Origin of the sequence: Pseudoalteromonas sp. Angola-4 (assembly GCF_028599265.1) — a bacterium.
Taxonomy (GTDB): Bacteria; Pseudomonadota; Gammaproteobacteria; order Enterobacterales; family Alteromonadaceae; genus Pseudoalteromonas; species Pseudoalteromonas atlantica.
In genome coordinates this window covers 23,952-40,345 of the sequence record NZ_JAQREK010000020.1, presented here as the reverse complement: position 1 = coordinate 40,345, position 16,394 = coordinate 23,952, and the positions used below count along the sequence as shown (strand labels likewise).

Annotated in this window: 13 protein-coding genes; 7 read left to right on the top strand and 6 right to left on the bottom strand. The window is 43.0% G+C overall.

The window, feature by feature from the left end; translation table 11 throughout:
• The first annotated feature begins 156 nt into the window (after positions 1-156).
• The 6 genes from PSH48_RS18020 to PSH48_RS17995 all read left to right on the top strand — a co-directional run bounded on the left by PSH48_RS18020 (position 157) and on the right by PSH48_RS17995 (position 8,455).
• Positions 157-684 carry an acyloxyacyl hydrolase gene (locus tag PSH48_RS18020; RefSeq protein ID WP_273612023.1) on the top strand — a complete coding sequence of 176 codons (528 nt, stop codon included), beginning with the start codon at positions 157-159 and terminating at the stop codon, positions 682-684.
• Between the two features lie 116 nt (positions 685-800).
• Positions 801-2,162 (top strand): TolC family protein, encoded by a 1,362-nt coding sequence (locus PSH48_RS18015; protein WP_029772928.1) that lies wholly within the window; start codon positions 801-803, stop codon positions 2,160-2,162.
• Positions 2,159-3,304 carry an efflux RND transporter periplasmic adaptor subunit gene (locus tag PSH48_RS18010; RefSeq protein ID WP_273612022.1) on the top strand — a complete coding sequence of 382 codons (1,146 nt, stop codon included), beginning with the start codon at positions 2,159-2,161 and terminating at the stop codon, positions 3,302-3,304. The genes PSH48_RS18015 and PSH48_RS18010 overlap by 4 nt, the downstream gene beginning before the upstream one ends.
• Complete coding sequence (locus PSH48_RS18005) at positions 3,304-6,489, top strand: efflux RND transporter permease subunit (RefSeq protein WP_273612021.1); 3,186 nt, start codon at positions 3,304-3,306, stop codon at positions 6,487-6,489. The genes PSH48_RS18010 and PSH48_RS18005 overlap by 1 nt, the downstream gene beginning before the upstream one ends.
• Positions 6,489-7,172, top strand: a complete 684-nt coding sequence (locus PSH48_RS18000) for a response regulator transcription factor (RefSeq protein ID WP_024033231.1) — start codon at positions 6,489-6,491, stop codon at positions 7,170-7,172. The genes PSH48_RS18005 and PSH48_RS18000 overlap by 1 nt, the downstream gene beginning before the upstream one ends.
• Complete coding sequence (locus tag PSH48_RS17995) at positions 7,169-8,455, top strand: sensor histidine kinase (protein ID WP_273612020.1); 1,287 nt, start codon at positions 7,169-7,171, stop codon at positions 8,453-8,455. Before PSH48_RS18000 ends, PSH48_RS17995 begins: the two co-directional genes overlap by 4 nt.
• Positions 8,456-8,559: 104 nt before the next feature.
• On the opposite strand, the gene PSH48_RS17990 is transcribed toward PSH48_RS17995, so the two are convergent.
• The 3 genes from PSH48_RS17990 to PSH48_RS17980 all read right to left on the bottom strand — a co-directional run bounded on the left by PSH48_RS17990 (position 8,560) and on the right by PSH48_RS17980 (position 12,785).
• A complete protein-coding gene (locus PSH48_RS17990) occupies positions 8,560-9,507 on the bottom strand; it encodes an alpha/beta hydrolase (RefSeq protein ID WP_029772933.1) in 948 nt (315 codons plus the stop codon).
• Positions 9,508-9,614: 107 nt separating this feature from the next.
• Positions 9,615-10,472, bottom strand: coding sequence for an MBL fold metallo-hydrolase (locus PSH48_RS17985; protein WP_029772934.1), 858 nt, complete (start codon positions 10,470-10,472; stop codon positions 9,615-9,617).
• 429 nt (positions 10,473-10,901) lie between these two features.
• A complete protein-coding gene (locus PSH48_RS17980) occupies positions 10,902-12,785 on the bottom strand; it encodes an AMP-binding protein (RefSeq protein ID WP_273612019.1) in 1,884 nt (627 codons plus the stop codon).
• A 184-nt stretch (positions 12,786-12,969) separates the two neighbouring features.
• Here PSH48_RS17980 and PSH48_RS17975 point away from each other — a divergent pair, with 184 nt between their 5' ends.
• A complete protein-coding gene (locus PSH48_RS17975; protein WP_273612018.1) occupies positions 12,970-13,374 on the top strand; it encodes a nucleotide triphosphate diphosphatase NUDT15 in 405 nt (134 codons plus the stop codon).
• Here PSH48_RS17975 and PSH48_RS17970 read toward each other — a convergent pair.
• From PSH48_RS17970 to PSH48_RS17960, 3 genes are all read right to left on the bottom strand, one after another.
• Entirely contained in the window at positions 13,364-14,452 is a 1,089-nt protein-coding gene (locus PSH48_RS17970; protein WP_273612017.1) for a polysaccharide lyase family 7 protein, read from the bottom strand. The genes PSH48_RS17975 and PSH48_RS17970 overlap by 11 nt on opposite strands.
• A 128-nt stretch (positions 14,453-14,580) precedes the next feature.
• Positions 14,581-15,531, bottom strand: a complete 951-nt coding sequence (locus PSH48_RS17965; RefSeq protein ID WP_273612016.1) for an alpha/beta fold hydrolase — start codon at positions 15,529-15,531, stop codon at positions 14,581-14,583.
• 46 nt (positions 15,532-15,577) lie between these two features.
• Positions 15,578-16,357, bottom strand: a complete 780-nt coding sequence (locus tag PSH48_RS17960; protein WP_273612015.1) for a substrate-binding periplasmic protein — start codon at positions 16,355-16,357, stop codon at positions 15,578-15,580.
• Between the last annotated feature and the right edge of the window lie 37 nt (positions 16,358-16,394).

Genomic DNA, 16,394 nt, shown 5'->3' with positions numbered 1-16,394 from the left:
TTGAAGAAAGTTATTCCACTTAAATTGCAATTATCAAAATAGTTAAATGCAATTAGTATGCACCTCATTGAATCATTGCTTAATCTAGAGCAGCTAAATTTGCTGTGTTTAGGTCAAGCAATTGCAATAAAAATAGAGCTGCTTGAGGTGAATAACATGAAACTTTATAAATTGTTTTTAATAGCTATAACGCTATACGCAGGCGCTGCAACGGCTGCACAAGATTACTTTTCGATGAGCTATATTCAAGGTGAAGGAGACGTGCGAGGGATTAAGGTGGCTTATCAAAATGCCTTAGATTATCAAATAGAAGGCTTTGAAGAGCTAGAGATTTACCTAGAAGCCAATGCCAACTTTTTTGAATACGATGACCCAAAACGCTACGACGCTAATTTAGGCTTATCGCTTTCACCTGTTATTTTTTATCCTATTGGCAGTATTGCTGGGAACCGCGTTTTTGCCGAGTTTGGTATTGGTTTAAGCTTATTAGATGACACCAAATTTGCGGGAAAAAACATAAGCACACATTACCAGTTTGAAGACCGCCTAGGCATTGCTATGAAATTTGGTGAGGCTGAGCAACATAGCGTGTCACTTAAGTATTTTCATTATTCAAACGCTGGTATTAAAAAGCCCAACCCAGGCCTCGATTTTATATCGCTAAGCTACTCGCGCTCACTTTAAATATTACTACCTCAGTGAAAAATACTTCACTGAGGTTTTTAGTTAACCCCTTTTAACCCATCCTTAACCCTTGCCCTAATACACTGTGTGTAATGATGTAAATTAGGCACAGTTAAATGGTTTATTTTAAAAAGCGCTCAACGGTTTTATTGCTTGCACTTAGCTGCACGCTTGCTGCGTGTAGTAGCCAGCCAAGCTATACAGGTAATAGCACCGAGCAATCGCTAAAGCAGCATGCAAATTGGCAATACACACAAGATGATGCAACCGAGGTAAGTTATATCACTGATTTAGTGAATATAGCGGGGCTTGATTCGCTTATTAACCAAGCCGTTGCAAATAACCCTTCATTTAACCAAGTGCATGTGGCGCTAAAACTTGCTTATGCGCAGCGCGATGTTACCGCAGCAAGCCAGTGGTTTAGTGTAGATGCCGATTTTGACGCTCAGCGCAACGAAACAACTGGCACACAGTACAGCTCATCACTAGGGGTTAGCTGGGAGGCCGACGTATGGCAAAAAATTGCTGATAACGTAGCCGCGCAAGACATGACCATAGCCAGTAATCAGGCCACTTACCAAGGCGCTAAAGACACCTTAGTAGCCAGCGTGATGCGCACGTATTTAAACATTATTTTGCAGCAAGATTTACTTAACATAGAGCAGCAGCGCTTAACGGTTTTAGAAAATAACGAGCAAAGTATTGTTGAGCGTTACCAATACGGCTTAGGTGATTTAGAAGCCCTTGATACCGCGCGTACAAATACCGCTTCAACCCGAGCCACTATTGCCGATTACCAAGAGCAAATAGCGCAAGCTAAACGTGCTTTAGTATTATTAGTGGGCGTTGATAAACTTGAAAACTTACCTACCACCTCTGTTTTACCTGAGGTAATTGAGCCGCTAAGCGCGCTACCAGAGCAAGATTTAGCGCGTCGCCCCGATTTACAAAGTGCCTATTACAATATTCAATCTAAACGTTATTTAGTGGATGTAGCTTACAAAGATTTACTGCCAAGCATTACGCTTTCGGCATCGCTTAGCGATTTAGCAACTACACCCAGCCAAGCATTATTAACCAGCCCAGTATGGAACTTACTAGGCAGTTTAAGTGCGCCGTTGTTTCAAGGCGGGGCACTTCGTGCACAAGTTGATATTGCAAAATTAAATGCCGAACAAGCGTTTTGGGAGTACCAAGACACGCTACTTAGCGCCGTAAACGAAGTAGAAAATGCACTAGGCCAAGAGCAATCATTAACACAGCAGCAGCTACAAATTAGTAAAGCACTTGCCAGTGCTAAGCGCAGTTATAGCAACTACCAAAGCAAATACCAGCAAGGTTTGGTTGATATTTTAGACCTACTCACTGTGCAGCAGCAGGTGTACGACCTACAAGCTCAGCTTAGTCAAATAAATTACACCCTTTTAACTAACCGTATAGATTTAGGCCTTGCCTTGGGCCTTGGAGTATCGTCATGAAAATTTCGCCAGTACCTGTTGTTGTAACTCTTGTTGCCATTGTTTGTATAGGGCTTGCTATTTCATATAACGGCCAAAAAATGGTGCAGCAAGCAAATGGCCCAAAGCCTGAGCCGGCTAAATCTGTGGCACCCAATGTATCGGTTATTAACGCTGTGCCAAGTACGTATCAAGCCTATGTTAGTGGCCACGGTGAGGCTAAAGCGCACTGGGTTCTTAGCTTAAAAGCACAAGTTAAGGGCGAAATAACCAATATGAGCGAGCAATTTGCTACCGGTAATGTAGTTAAAAAAGGCCAAGTGCTTGCACAAATAGATAACACCGAATACTTACAAGCAGTTGCGAGCGCTAAAGCCACATTAGCAGATGCCAAACTTGCCCTACAAGAAGAGCAAGACTTAGGAAACCAAGCAAAGCGTGAATGGCAGCGCTCGGGCGTAACACAAGCGCCAAGCTCACCTTTAGTATTTAGAACGCTACAGCTAGAAGCCGCCCAAGCAACGGCCGATAACGCCCAATACGCACTACAAACTGCGCAGCGTGATGAAAAAAACACGCATATAAGTGCGCCGTTTGATGCTGTTATTTTATCGCGCGATGTAGATTTAGGCACTTACGTAAGCATCGGCGATACACTGGCTACATTAAACAGCACCGACAAAGTAGAAATTAGCGTACCGCTTTCATTAAGGCAATGGCAAAACCTGGCAAGCAATAAGTCGGGCGAGGTTATTTTAAGCGATGTAACAACACAGAATCAGTGGCAAGGTTACATTGCTCGTTTTGAGCAGCATCTTGACGATAGCTCACGCCAGCGCAGTGTAGTGGTTGCGCTAGACAAACCTTTTGAGCAAGCAACACCATTGCTACCAGGTACATTTTTAGCGGTACAAATTGCCGGCAAAGCGCTTAACAACGTAATTAAATTACCCGCCTCAGCAGTATCGCAAGAGGGCTTAATTTGGTACGTAAACGAGCAAAACACGTTATTGAGCATTCAAGCGCAAAAACTATTTGAGCGCGGTGATTACGTTTATATCTCTCCAATTGAAGGACACACTAATTTACGTGTGGTGGCTCGCCCACTCGTAAGCTACTTAAACGATATGTTAGTAAACCCAATTGTTGAGGAGATGCCATAATGAGCCCGCATCAAGCACCGCAATTACCTAATAATACTAACCCTTTGCACGGCATTATTAGCTGGTTTGCTAACAACTCAGTGGCCGCCAATTTATTACTCATTAGCGTAATAGTAATGGGCATAATGTCGCTTTCTACTTTGCGTAAAGAGGCGTTTCCAAGCCTTGAGCCAGATACTATTTCGGTATCGGTGGTTTACGACAGTGGCGATGCCTTACAAGCAGAAGAAGGCATCGCCCTAAAAGTAGAAGAAGCCCTTGAAACCGTACCGGGTATTAAGCGCATTACCTCTACATCCGATGCCAGCGGCAGTCATGTAAGCATTGAGAAAAAAACCGATTACTCGCTTGATGAGCTACTCACCGATGTTAAAAACCAAGTTGATGCCATAAATAACTTTCCGGCAGATGCCGAAGAGCCGGTGATCGACAAAGCGCGCAGGCAAGATCACGCATTAACTTTACAATTATTTGGTGATGCCGACCGCCATACGTTGCAAAACCTAGGTGAAAAACTAAAAGCCGATTTATTAGCTAAATCGGGCATTAGCGATGTAGAGCAATCGGGCGTGCTTGACCCTATGATGTCGGTAGAAATCGACGAAGGCAAACTACAAGCCTACGGTTTAACTATTAGCGATGTAAGCGAGGTGATTAACAACGAATCATCGAGCCCGCTTTCTACTAGCTTGCGCGATAGCAATAAAATTATGCGCCTAAAAGCGGCAGACCAAGCTTACTGGCAGCGCGACTTTGCCAATATTGTGTTATTTACAACGCAATCAGGCACACAAATTAAATTAGGTGATGTAGCAACCGTTACCGACACATTCGCAGAAGATACCAACTCACTAAGTCGTTATAACCAACAAAATGCCGTAGGCATTGAAATTTTAATGGATGAAAATAGCGATATAACCACCATAGTTGAGCAAGCACAAAGCGTAATTGATACATGGCACGAGCGCGGCTTATTACCGCAAAATGTAGAGCTTGAAAGCTGGCACGACAAAAGCACCATGATCACCGAGCGCCTATCGCTGCTTACTAAAAATGCCGTAACCGGTATTATTATGGTGTTTGTTATTTTAGCGATATTTTTAAATGTACGCGTTGCGCTATGGGTTGCAGGTGGCTTGCCATTTGTATTTTTTGGCACGCTGTACTTTATGACCGACAGCTACACCGCACTGACCATAAATGAAATGACCACCTTTGGTTTTATTATGGCGCTGGGGATTGTGGTCGACGATGCCGTGGTTGTGGGGGAGAGTATTTACACCACTCGCAAAAAACACGGCGACACCCTTAATAACACGATTTTAGGCACCATGAAGGTGGCTGTACCCACCTTATTTGGGGTATTAACCACGGTAGCTGCGTTTGTTGCGCTTTCGAATGTATCTGGCAACTTAGGTAAAATTTACTCTCAGTTTGCAACCGTAGTGACGATTTGTTTGTTGCTTTCGGTTGTTGAATCAAAACTTATTTTACCGTCGCATTTAGCCCACGTAAGCACTAAACGCCAGTTAAAGTCGGGCCTTAGTGGCTTGTGGTCAAAGGTGCAGCACGGCGCCGACAGCGGCCTAACTTGGTTTAGCGATAAAGTGTACCGCCGCGTTATTGAATACTCGTTACGATTTAGATACGCCATTGTTGCTGCATTTGTGGCCTTTTTTATTCTGGTTGTTGGTATGCCTATGACGGGCGCGGTAAAAGTAGGTTTTTTCCCAAGTATTGCCGGCGATACCGTAACCGCTGAACTTGTTATGCAAAACGATGCAGCGTATGGGCAAACTAATAAAAACTTGTTAGCGCTTGAGCAAAGTGCACTACAAGCCCAGCAAAATTTAATGGATAAGTTTGACTCGCAAGAGAGCGAAATAACGAGCTTACAATTAGTGAGCAGTAGCGATACTAGCGGTACGGTAAGTGTTGAGCTATTAAACGAGGGCGACTTTACTGCAAGCGAATTTGCACAAGAATGGCAGCGCCTTGCCGGTATGCCAGAGGGCAGTAAAAAGCTACAAGTATTGGCTACACGTAAAATGGTCGATAACTTTAAAGTAGAGTTAAAAGCGTGGGATGACGAAACTGTAATGGCCGCAGGCGCACTGTTTAAAGAGCGCTTACAAAATACCGCTGGTGTTAATGGCATAGACGATAATTTAAACCCAGGTCAGCCACAGCTTAAATTTACCTTAAATGCACAAGGGCGCGCCTTAGGTATGGATACGGCGAGCCTATCAGAGCAGGTTTTACAAGCTTTTGGTGGAGCAATTGTACAGCGTTACCAGCGCGATAAAGACGAAGTAAAAGTACGTGTGCGTTACCCAGAAAACGCCCGTAAAACACCAGCCGATATTATGCAATCGCGTATTAGGTTACCCGATGGCACCGTAGTACCTTTGGTTAACGTAGCCAATATAAGTAGCGAATATCAGCAAGATGAAATAACCCGCATTGATGGCCTACGTGCAATTTACTTAAGCGCACAAGTAGATAAAAACATTGTGGCATCTAACGAATTAGTTGCTAACTTAAGCCGCGACTTAGTACCTGAGCTTAACGCGCAATTTCCTAACTTAAGTATTCACTTTGCCGGAGAAGCCGAAGAGCAAGACGAAACAACAGGCTCAATGGCCACTATGTTTATAGCCGCGTTATTAGTTATTTACGTATTGCTGGCGATTCCGCTTAAATCGTACATTCAACCTATGTTGATTATGGTGGCGATTCCCTTTGGTATTGTGGGGGCTATTTTAGGCCATTGGTGGAACGACTTAACCATCAGCATACTTTCTTTAAATGGTATTTTGGCGCTCAGTGGGGTGGTTGTAAACGACAGCCTATTATTGGTATCGCGCTTTAACGAGCTGGTAAAAGATGAAGGCATGAGCACGCACGATGCCATTGTAGAGTCGTGTACAAGCCGCCTGCGCGCGGTAATGCTTACCTCAATTACAACCTATGCGGGCTTAGTGCCGTTATTAAGCGAAACCTCAATGCAGGCACAGTTTTTAATCCCTGCTGCGGCATCACTTGGTTATGGTATTTTGTTTGCCACAGTTATTACATTAATCCTTATTCCGGCATTATTAATGATTCAAATAGACATTAAGCGCTTACTTGCCAATGTGTTAGACTTTTTAAGTGGTAAACGCACCCAAGGAGCTGCCTCTTAATGATAAACGTACTACTGGTTGAAGACGACATAGACCTGGCAACAACAATTGTTGATTACCTCGATATAGAAGACATTGAGTGTGACCATGCAAGCAACGGCGTTTTGGGCTTAAATTTACTGCAAATTAATGATTATCAGATGATTATTTTAGATGTAAACATGCCCAAAATGGACGGCTTAACAATGTGCAAAACATTGCGTGAACAAGGTAAAGATATTCCGGTATTAATGTTGACCGCACGCGATAGCCTCGATAATAAACTTGAGGGCTTTGCCGCCGGTAGCGACGACTATTTAGTAAAACCCTTCGCCATGAAAGAGCTAGTAGCGCGGGTACAAGTGCTGGCAAAGCGCAAAAGTGGTGAGGCAAAACGCCTCACCTTAGCTAATTTAAATTTAGATTTAGCAAAGCGAAGTGCCGATGTAGAGGGGCAAACATTAAAGTTATCGCCCATTGCATTTAAATTGCTAGAAACCTTAGTACGCCATGCGCCGCAGCCTGTTACGCGCAGCGCTATTATGCAAGCTATATGGGGCGAAGAGCAGCCCGACAGCAACAGTTTAAAAGTGCATGTGCATCATTTACGTAAGCAATTAGAAGCCACCACACACCAAGTTACACTTGAAACGATACCTAGTGTGGGCTTTGCAATAACAGCAAATGAAGGGCAACCACAATGAAAATAAGGCCTAGTTTAAGGCTCTACTTTTTTGCCAGTATGGTGGTGCTTAGCTCTGCTATGGCCATTGGCTTTTCGTTTTTAAGTGTAAATTACTTTATTGATGGGCTAGATAAAGGCTTAAATGGGGTGATGTTAAAGCTTTCGCAAACCACAGAAGTAAAGCCTGGGGAAACAAAAGAGCTGGTGGGCTTTAATATAGCAAGCCGCTGGGAAGACATGCCTGCGTCAATTCAGCAGCGTTTTAAAAAACCAACAGAGGTGGGGCTTTTACATAAAAAAAAAGACAGGCCATCGATGTTTTCTATGCCGCAAAATTTATTTTTTGTGGTGTATTATCCAAGCCCCGAAGGCGAGCCGCGTTATATATCGCGCATTATGCTCGAAAAAGACAAACCCCAATTACTCGCTAATATAGAGCCGGAACAACGCATGCTATGGATTGCCATTACAGGCATTGCGGCCATTGTGTTATTTGCGTTTTTTTTGTTTATGGTAATGAAAAAAATAGCCAAGCCAGTGGAGTCGTTAAGGGGTTGGGCTAAATCGTTAAACCAAACTAATCTGCAGCAAACACCGCCTGATTTTACATATAACGAACTAAATACTTTAGCCACATTAATACGCAGCAGCTTGCTTTCCGCGAATGAAAGCGTAGAGCGTGAGCAGCGCTTTTTAAGCTATGCCAGCCACGAGCTGCGTACGCCAATTTCGGTTATTTGCAGTAACGTTGAGCTACTCAATCGGCTGAGCGAAAAAGCCCCGTTAAGTGATAAACAACAGCTTACACTTGAGCGTATAGAGCGTGCCGGTTTAACCATGAGCGATTTAACCGATACGTTATTATGGCTAAGCCGCAACGAAGATCAGCAAAGTAGTCCAGAACCGCTAAACCTTAGTGATAAAATAACGACCCTGAGTAACGAGCTTAATTACCTGCTTAATGCGAAGCACGTTGAGGTGGTTTTAAACACCCAACAAGAGAGCGTTATTACAACCGATGCTACTGCGTGCCACATTGTACTGACTAATTTAATTCGTAATGCCTACCAACATACCCAATTTGGACAGGTACACATTACGCAGCAAGGCAGTAAAGTCACTATTGTTAATTGTAGTAAGCAGGACGATGCCCCTAAAGGGATCTCGCCTTCAGCAAAACACGCCAGCATAGGGTACGGACTAGGCCTGCAATTAAGCGAAAAAATAATTAAACGCCACGGCTGGGTTTACGATGTAAACGACATGCCAGGGCGCTATGAAGTGGTGGTCGATTTTAGTTAGTTATTTGGTTAATTAGGTTTAAAAGTCTATTAAAAAAGCGGCTTAACGTAGTAAACGTTAAGCCGCTTTTTTGTGATTGCTGATAGGATAATACTTGTAAATGATTATTCGGGGGCAGCTTGCTTGGTTTTTCTAAACATAAACTCAAGGGGAATGTGTAAGCGTTTTGCCCACGCGTTTTCGGTGTGATCTTCCCCCGGGAAATACTGGCTTTGCCATAGCTTTGCTGGGTATTGTTGCGCCATAAATAAATCATCAATTTGCGCTTGTAGCCTAGGGTACATGGCATCTAAAGTGCTGTCGCCATAATCAAAATACACTTTTTGGTTACTCAGCTTTTCGATGTTGTTGGCAATGTAATTTTTAAACTCGGCAAATACTTCGTCGTCGTGGCTAAAAATACCTGGCCAGTGGGTCGACATACAAATAGCGCCTGTAAATTCGTTAGGATAATTAAGTAGTGTATACCACGATATAAGCCCACCCATGCTAGAGCCACCAATATAGCGATGCTGCGCGCCTTTATTTACGTTGTAGTTAGACTCTATATAAGGAATAACTTCTTTAACTAAAAAGCGTGAGTAGTTGTCTGAGTACACCTTAGAGGCAAATAATTTGTGGCCTGGGTATTTTTCTAACTGGTATAGGGCATTTTGCTTTTGTTTGCTCAAGGCCTCAAACGGTTGTTGTGGGTAGTATTCGCTGTGGCGGTTTTCAACGGCGTTTGGAATGCCTACCACAATAAATGGGCGTACTTTGCCTTGCTCTATTAATGAGCCGGCTACTTCATCTACGCGCCATTCTTGTTTGTTCCATGTGCTATTGGCGTCAAACAGCATGCGGCCATCGTGCATGTAAAGTACATCGTAGGTGGTGTTTTTGTTGTAACCTGGCGGTAGCCATACATTTAAAAAACGGTTTTTTACAAACTGTGATTCTATATTGTCGATCACCTCAATGTGGCCCTTGCTTACTTGCACTGTGGGCGTATTTGCATAGCTGGTATGCACTACAAATATTGATAAGCTAAACAGTAAAGCAACTAATTTCATGGTGGCGCCTTAGCATACAAAAAGTGCACTATCACAAGCTTGCGTTGTTAATTCAATGTGAATACGTATGCACTTGTATTTAAGCTATAAATGCATACACATACAATTTATAAATCGCTGCGCCAGCCCATGCCCGACTCTTCCATAAGGCGCTCGTATACGCCCTCAATATTAAGTGGCAGCCATGCTTTATATTGCTTTAAATCTGAAAATTCATCGAGCTTAACGTTTTGTTTTATTTGCTCTAGGCTTTGCCCTGCAAGTGCGCCTGCGGTTACTTGGCTGTAAAGCTTCTCTATATAGCGTAAGTAACGTGCTACATCGGCTTTATTACCCATATCGGCATGGCCGCCCACAAAGGTATTAAAGTCGTAATTTAATACCGCTTGGGTTGAATTAATCATACCTTGAATATCGTAGCTCCACAGTTTTTGCCATGGCATTCTGCCAATGACTATCCAGTCGACCACAAATAGTGTTTTTTGTTTTTCGAACAGCATACTTACTGAGCCTCGGCCATCGTTAGGGCCGTGGTAGTTAAGTTTTAAGGTTGAGCCGCCAAGGCTAAGTATTAGTTCATCATCAAAAGTAAGGTTAGGCATAACCGTTTTTATTTTCGTGTTTTTAATATCTTGCGCGGTAAGTTTGTGCGCAACAAAGGTTGTGTGCGGGCTTTTAAATACCTCTGCGCCGTAAATATGGTCGCTGTGATTATGGCTGTATACAACGTATTTAACGGGTACGTTATAGCGAGTTTTAATTTGCTCCTTTAACCAAGTGGCGGCTTTTTTATTAAGTGGGTCGGTAACTATTGCACCTTGTGGGGTGATTAAAAATACCGAGCGGTGTCTGTCGTCAATAAAGCGGTGGAGGCCATCGCCTAAATCTTCAATTTCGTAACTTTGCGCCATAAAACCTGTAAATAGTAGGCTGGTGGCAAGTAGTGTTTGTAATAAGCGAAGCATGCACAATCCTGTTTAATGTTCTAAGGGTCTGTTGACCTTTGCGGATTAAAATTTGTTCAAACTAGGGGCTATTTAATCGCGGCGCGAGGTTTGTAACCTAGTGGGCTAAGTAAAAGCCGAGCAAAGCTTCCGCGTCCTGCTCACGCCCTTTACCTACATCCATGTAGGCAACAAAGAGTAAATAGCCCCTAGGAAGAACCCTTTGGGCAGCGCCTGTTTGGCATTAATGCTACGTTATCGCCTATTTGTGGGGAACAACCACACTATATAGGCTCTGCCTTGCCTAAATACCAAACAGACAGCTGCAAATTTAACCTTAAAAGATCAACAGACCCTAGCATTAAGTAGGAAAGTGCTAATGAGTATAAAATTTCAGTCAAAGTAAAAGCCATTTTATTTTAAATATAAAATGGCTTTGTTAGGTTGGATTTAACGCAGGGTGAGCTGCTGGTTTATTTCTTCAAAAATACCGGCATCGTCTATGGTTGAAGGAATTTGTAGTTCGTCGCCATCGACCAGTTGACGTAAATTTTTGCGTAGTATTTTACCTGAACGAGTTTTTGGTAATCGCTCTACGCTTACTATCGTTTTAAGGCACGCTATAGCGCCTATTTGGTTGCGTACTGTTTGCACAAGCTCTTGCTCTACATCGGTAGGGGAGCCGGTAAAGTCGTTTTTAAGTACGATCATGGCCATCGGTAATTGGCCTTTTAGTGTATCGGTAACCCCAAACACCGCGCACTCTGCAACGGCTGGGTGGGATGCGACTATTTCTTCCATTTCGCCGGTTGAAAGCCTATGGCCTGCTACGTTTATAACATCGTCTGTGCGGCCCATTATAAATAGGTAGCCATCGTCATCTATGTAACCACCATCACCGGAAAGATAATACCCCGGGTACTGAGTTAAATAACCGGTTTTAAAGCGTGCTGTGTTTTGCCAAATGGTGGGTAAGCAACCTGGCGGCAGCGGCAATTTTATAGCCACCACGCCTTGCTCGTTTGGTGCGCATTGCTCGCCTTGCATATTCAATATTTGCACATCAAACCCAGGGGTTGGCACGGTAGAGCTACCTGGTTTTGTTACTAATTCTTCTATGCCTACGGGGTTACAGGCAATGGCCCAGCCGGTTTCTGTTTGCCACCAGTGATCGAGTATTGGCAGGTTGGTTTTTTCTTTTAGCCAGTTGTACGTTGGCGGGTCGAGCCGCTCGCCAGCTAAAAATAGTCGTTTTAAACTACTGGTGTTGTACTGCTTAAAGCCCTCTGCATTTGGGTCTTCTTTTTTGATGGCTCTAAACGCAGTGGGCGCTGTAAATAATGCATTTACTTGGTACTGCTCTACTACTCGCCAAAATGCACTGGCATCAGGTGTGCGAACTGGTTTGCCTTCAAACAACACTGTTGTACAGCGATAAATTAGCGGGGCATACACTATGTAGGAGTGCCCAACGACCCAGCCTATATCTGAGGCAGCCCAAAATACGTCGCCGGGCTGCATGCCGTAAACGGTTTCCATGCTGTAGTGCATAGCAACACCATGGCCGCCGTTTTCACGCACTACGCCTTTAGGCGTACCTGTGGTGCCTGAGGTATATAAAATATAAAGAGGATCACGCCCACTTACAGGTACTGGCTCTACTGCAGTGGCTGTTTGCATTGCCTCATCCCAGTTAATATCTCTTGTGGGGATAAGCGTGGCAGCTACTTGTTCGCGCTGGTAAATAACGCAGTGATCTATTTTATGATTGGCAAGATCTATGGCGTGATCAATCAGCGGTTTATATTCTATTACGCTATCTACCTCTACACCGCACGAAGCGCTCAGTATGAGTTTAGGTTTAGCATCGTCTATACGTACGGCGAGTTCATGCGCTGCAAAACCACCAAATACCACAGAGTGTATAGCGCCTAATCGGGCGCAGGCCAGCATACCTATTACAGCTTGGGGGATCATGGGCATATAAATAACAACGCGGTCGCCTTTACTAACGCTTAACGATTGCATTACACCGGCAAATTTAGCTACCTCTTGCTGTAGCTGGTAGTAGCTATACTTCTGCTGCGTGTTGGTAACGGGGGAGTCGTAAATAAGCGCGGTTTGCTCGCCAAAACCGGCAATAACGTGTTGGTCGAGCGCTAAAAAGCTGGTGTTTAGTTGGCCATCATCAAACCAATGGTAAAGGCCGTCAGTATCTTGTGTGTAGGCGTGTTCAGGATTTTTATACCAAGGTAGGCGCTTTGCTTGTTCAAGCCAAAATTGTGCTGGGTTTTGTTTAAAGCTTTCGTATTGTTGTTTATATGGGCCTAACATAATGGGCTCCTAATACTAAATGTGTGTGAGAGACCTTACAAAAGGTAGGCTTTTTTTTAACCGATAGGTATTCGACTATGGTCGGCTAAAAGTTAAACAACACTTTGGGTTTTAAAATACAAAATTGACAATACAAAGCGTGTGGCTCAGCATGGCGCGCAATTAAAATAAGAGAAAATACAATATGAGTAACGTAGTAAGAGTAGGGGTTGCGGTTATTATAATGCGCCAAAACATTATTTTATTAGGTGAGCGAATAGGGTCGCATGGTGCAAATACATGGGCAACGCCTGGTGGACATTTAGAATTTGGTGAAAGTGTTGAGCAGTGCGCAATACGCGAGGTATTTGAGGAAACAGGGCTAAATGTGAGTAAAATTACCAAGCTTGATTTTACTAACGATATTTTTAGTGCTGAGAATAAACACTACATTACTTTATATGTAAAAGCCGATTACGAGGGCGGCGAGCCTGTGCTAAACGAGCCAAATAAATGTATGCAGTGGCGCTGGTGCGACATTAATAATTTACCATCGCCACTGTTTACATCACTTAAAAACTACTTAACTACAACAACGCTTACGGCTTAGTTGATGGGCTTAATACTAATTTTTTAAAGCTCACTTGGGCGTAATCACCATTTTGCTTGTCGGTGGCCCAATCGCCAGTGCCTAAACAACCTGGGTACCAAATGCCTTTAGCGCTTTTGGTGCTACATTGGTTATAAGCACCCGCTTTAAAGTAATGCCAATCGGCAGCATAGCCATTAGGGTGATCTTTATCATCTACCTTGCCATAGGCATCTACGTTATTGCCTAAGTTAATTGCGTAGTTAACGTCTTTTTTACCTTGGGCGCTAAAGGTTAAGTACATCATGTTTTTATGCACGTTTACTGTGTAACTAAAGTCTTCGCCAAGCGCTATGCCTGTCGCACCGGGATCGTCCGAGTTTTCCCAGGTGTTACCCCACACAGGGTATGTAATGTCGGTACGGTTAGGATCTTTTTTTGGTAAGTTACGTTCGTAGTTCCAAAAAACAGATCCGGTTTTATGGTCAGGCCATTTTTTATAATAAATTTTAAGCGGTTCGTTACCCCAGCCAAAACCCAGTTTTGTATCTATTAGGGCTTGATCTTTACCTGCGTGAATTTGCCCTACCACCACAGAGTAAGCGGCTTTTTTATTAGGATCGTTAGCGCGAAGTGCAACATGATCCACCTTGAGGGTGGCTTCCATTTTTCCGCCTACCGAGCCAAAGCGCTCCGATAGCGGGTGTACAGCTAGGGCAAAGTTATTCTTTGAATTTTTAGTTTTTATTTTGGTATTGGTGCCGCGGATCATTTGTCTTAGTTCACTGCGGGTATTGGTTGAATTGGCACTGGTAAGCGCTTTATTTGGCGAGGTAAATACCATATAACCTTGATCATCAAGGTAGAAAAAATCAGGGTGCGCGTAGTTTTGGATCTCTTCTACGTCTACGGTATCTATTTTTCCATCGTTATTGAGATCTACAGGTACGTTTATTTTCCATTGCGATAAATCAAATTTTGACGCAGGTACTGCGACATTACTATCAACAGGTGTACTTGTGCTGGCACAGCCCATAAATAGCAAAGGGGTAACAGCAGCCAGTGCTGTGAGTTTAAAAGTAGATGTTAGATTTTTCATTGTTGTCTCTGTGTGATGATATTAAAAATGAGCGATATTAACTTCGCTTAACTTTAATCTAACATACCAATTTAAAATATCAACATTACCAATTTTTTGTTTTCGTAGTTTTTATAGTGCCTTTTTGGTTATACCAAAGTGGTTTTTTGTTGCTGTTGTTTTTTGCGTTTTTTATTTAGGTGTTTGCGCTGCGCTTTTTTTACATGCTTAACTATCCACTTTGTCATAAGAGGCATAAGTTCTGGCGCAAAGTTATGGCCCATCCCAGGGACTACTCTTAGCTTGGCTTTTTTTATAAGGCTTGCCGTTTTTTTGCCTGCACTTACGGGTATTACCACATCGTCGCTGCCGTGAATTACTAAAGTAGGCGTTTTAATTTTACGAATTAAATGTTGCCTGTCTTTACTCGCGGCCATAGCAATAAGTTGGCGTTTGTAGCCACTTGGATTATGCGCGCGCTCTACAATTTGCGTTGCATGATGGCGAAGTGCGTCTTCTGATTGAGGGTAAGCGGGGCTGCCAATAAGTTGGTTAAGTTTAATGTTGTAGTTTATTGCCTCATCACGGCTGGATGTTTTGGGCTTTAATTTGGCAAGCTTTATAAATACGCCAATGCTTTTGGCACTCAGCCTTGGCAGGCTAGAGCTTGACATAATAGTGGTTAAACTTAGCACCTTTTTTTTATGTTGAGCTGCAATTAGCTGAGCAATCATACCGCCCATAGAAGCACCTACAAAATGCGCTTTTTTTATTTTAAGCGCCGCCATAAGCGCTAATACATCGTTTGCCATATCATCAAGTAAATAGGGCGTTTGCGTGCGTATAGGCAGGCGTTTACTTAACCACGATTTAAATAAACTCGGGCTAGGGTGATGCTCTAAATGGGTAGATAGGCCAGTGTCGCGGTTATCAAAGCGTATAACCCTAAACCCTTTTTTTACTAAGGTGTAGTAAAGCGAGTCCGGCCACACGGTCATTTGTGCGCCTAAACCCATAATAAGTATGATTGCGGGGGCTTTTTTATCGCCTTCGTCTTGGTAACTGAGTTTTATACCCTGAGGTGTTTTAATTGTTCGCATAGCCAACTAGCAGTGTTTGCGTTGCTAAAATTATAGACCCTGTTTATTACAACTTGTTGGCAGTAGCCGGAAGCGGTAGCTGCCACTTGTTTAAAATAGCCTGATATTCGCCGTTTTCTTTTAGCGTGTTAAGTGCATAGCTAATAGCGCTTGCGGTGTGTTTATCTAGGGTTTTGTTGGCACTAAAATATAATTTTGAAGGGTAGTCGGTTAAATGAATTCGCTTAGTTATTAAATTGGGATTTAGGCCTGAGTGCTTTAGCTCGTTATTTAACGTAAGTGTGTTGGTTAGTACAAAGTCGATGCGTTTTTTATAAAGCATTTGCCACAGTTGCTGATAGTAGCTTACAAGAACTAGGTTTTTGTCTTCGGTAAAACCGGCGTTTTTCAAATAGGTGGCACTTGAATAGCCACGTATTGTGGCCACTTGGTAAAATTTTGCGTGATTAAGGTGGGTAACTTCATCAGTACGGTTTTTTAAGCTAACTAAATAAGCATCGGCAAAGTATGACTCACCTAGCCAGGTGTATTGCCTTGCTCTAATAGGGGTTTTTAAAAGAGACAACGCAATTGCATTTGGGTTGTTTTCAAGCATTGTAAAAATACGCGCCATAGGAATTATTTCAAACTTGGCGGATAGCTTTGTGTGTTTAATGGTGGTTTTGGCTAAATCGACTAATGCGCCGTCGGGTTCGTTATTTTCATTTATAAAATGATAAGGCGGGAGATCTTCTGCTACAAAGGTAATGGTCTGTGCGTTGCACATGGCGCTATAAAGCATAAACACAAAAATACTTAATACTACACGCACAAATTTAACCCACATTTTTAATTATTATGCGCTCTAGTTTAAAGAGTGTTGA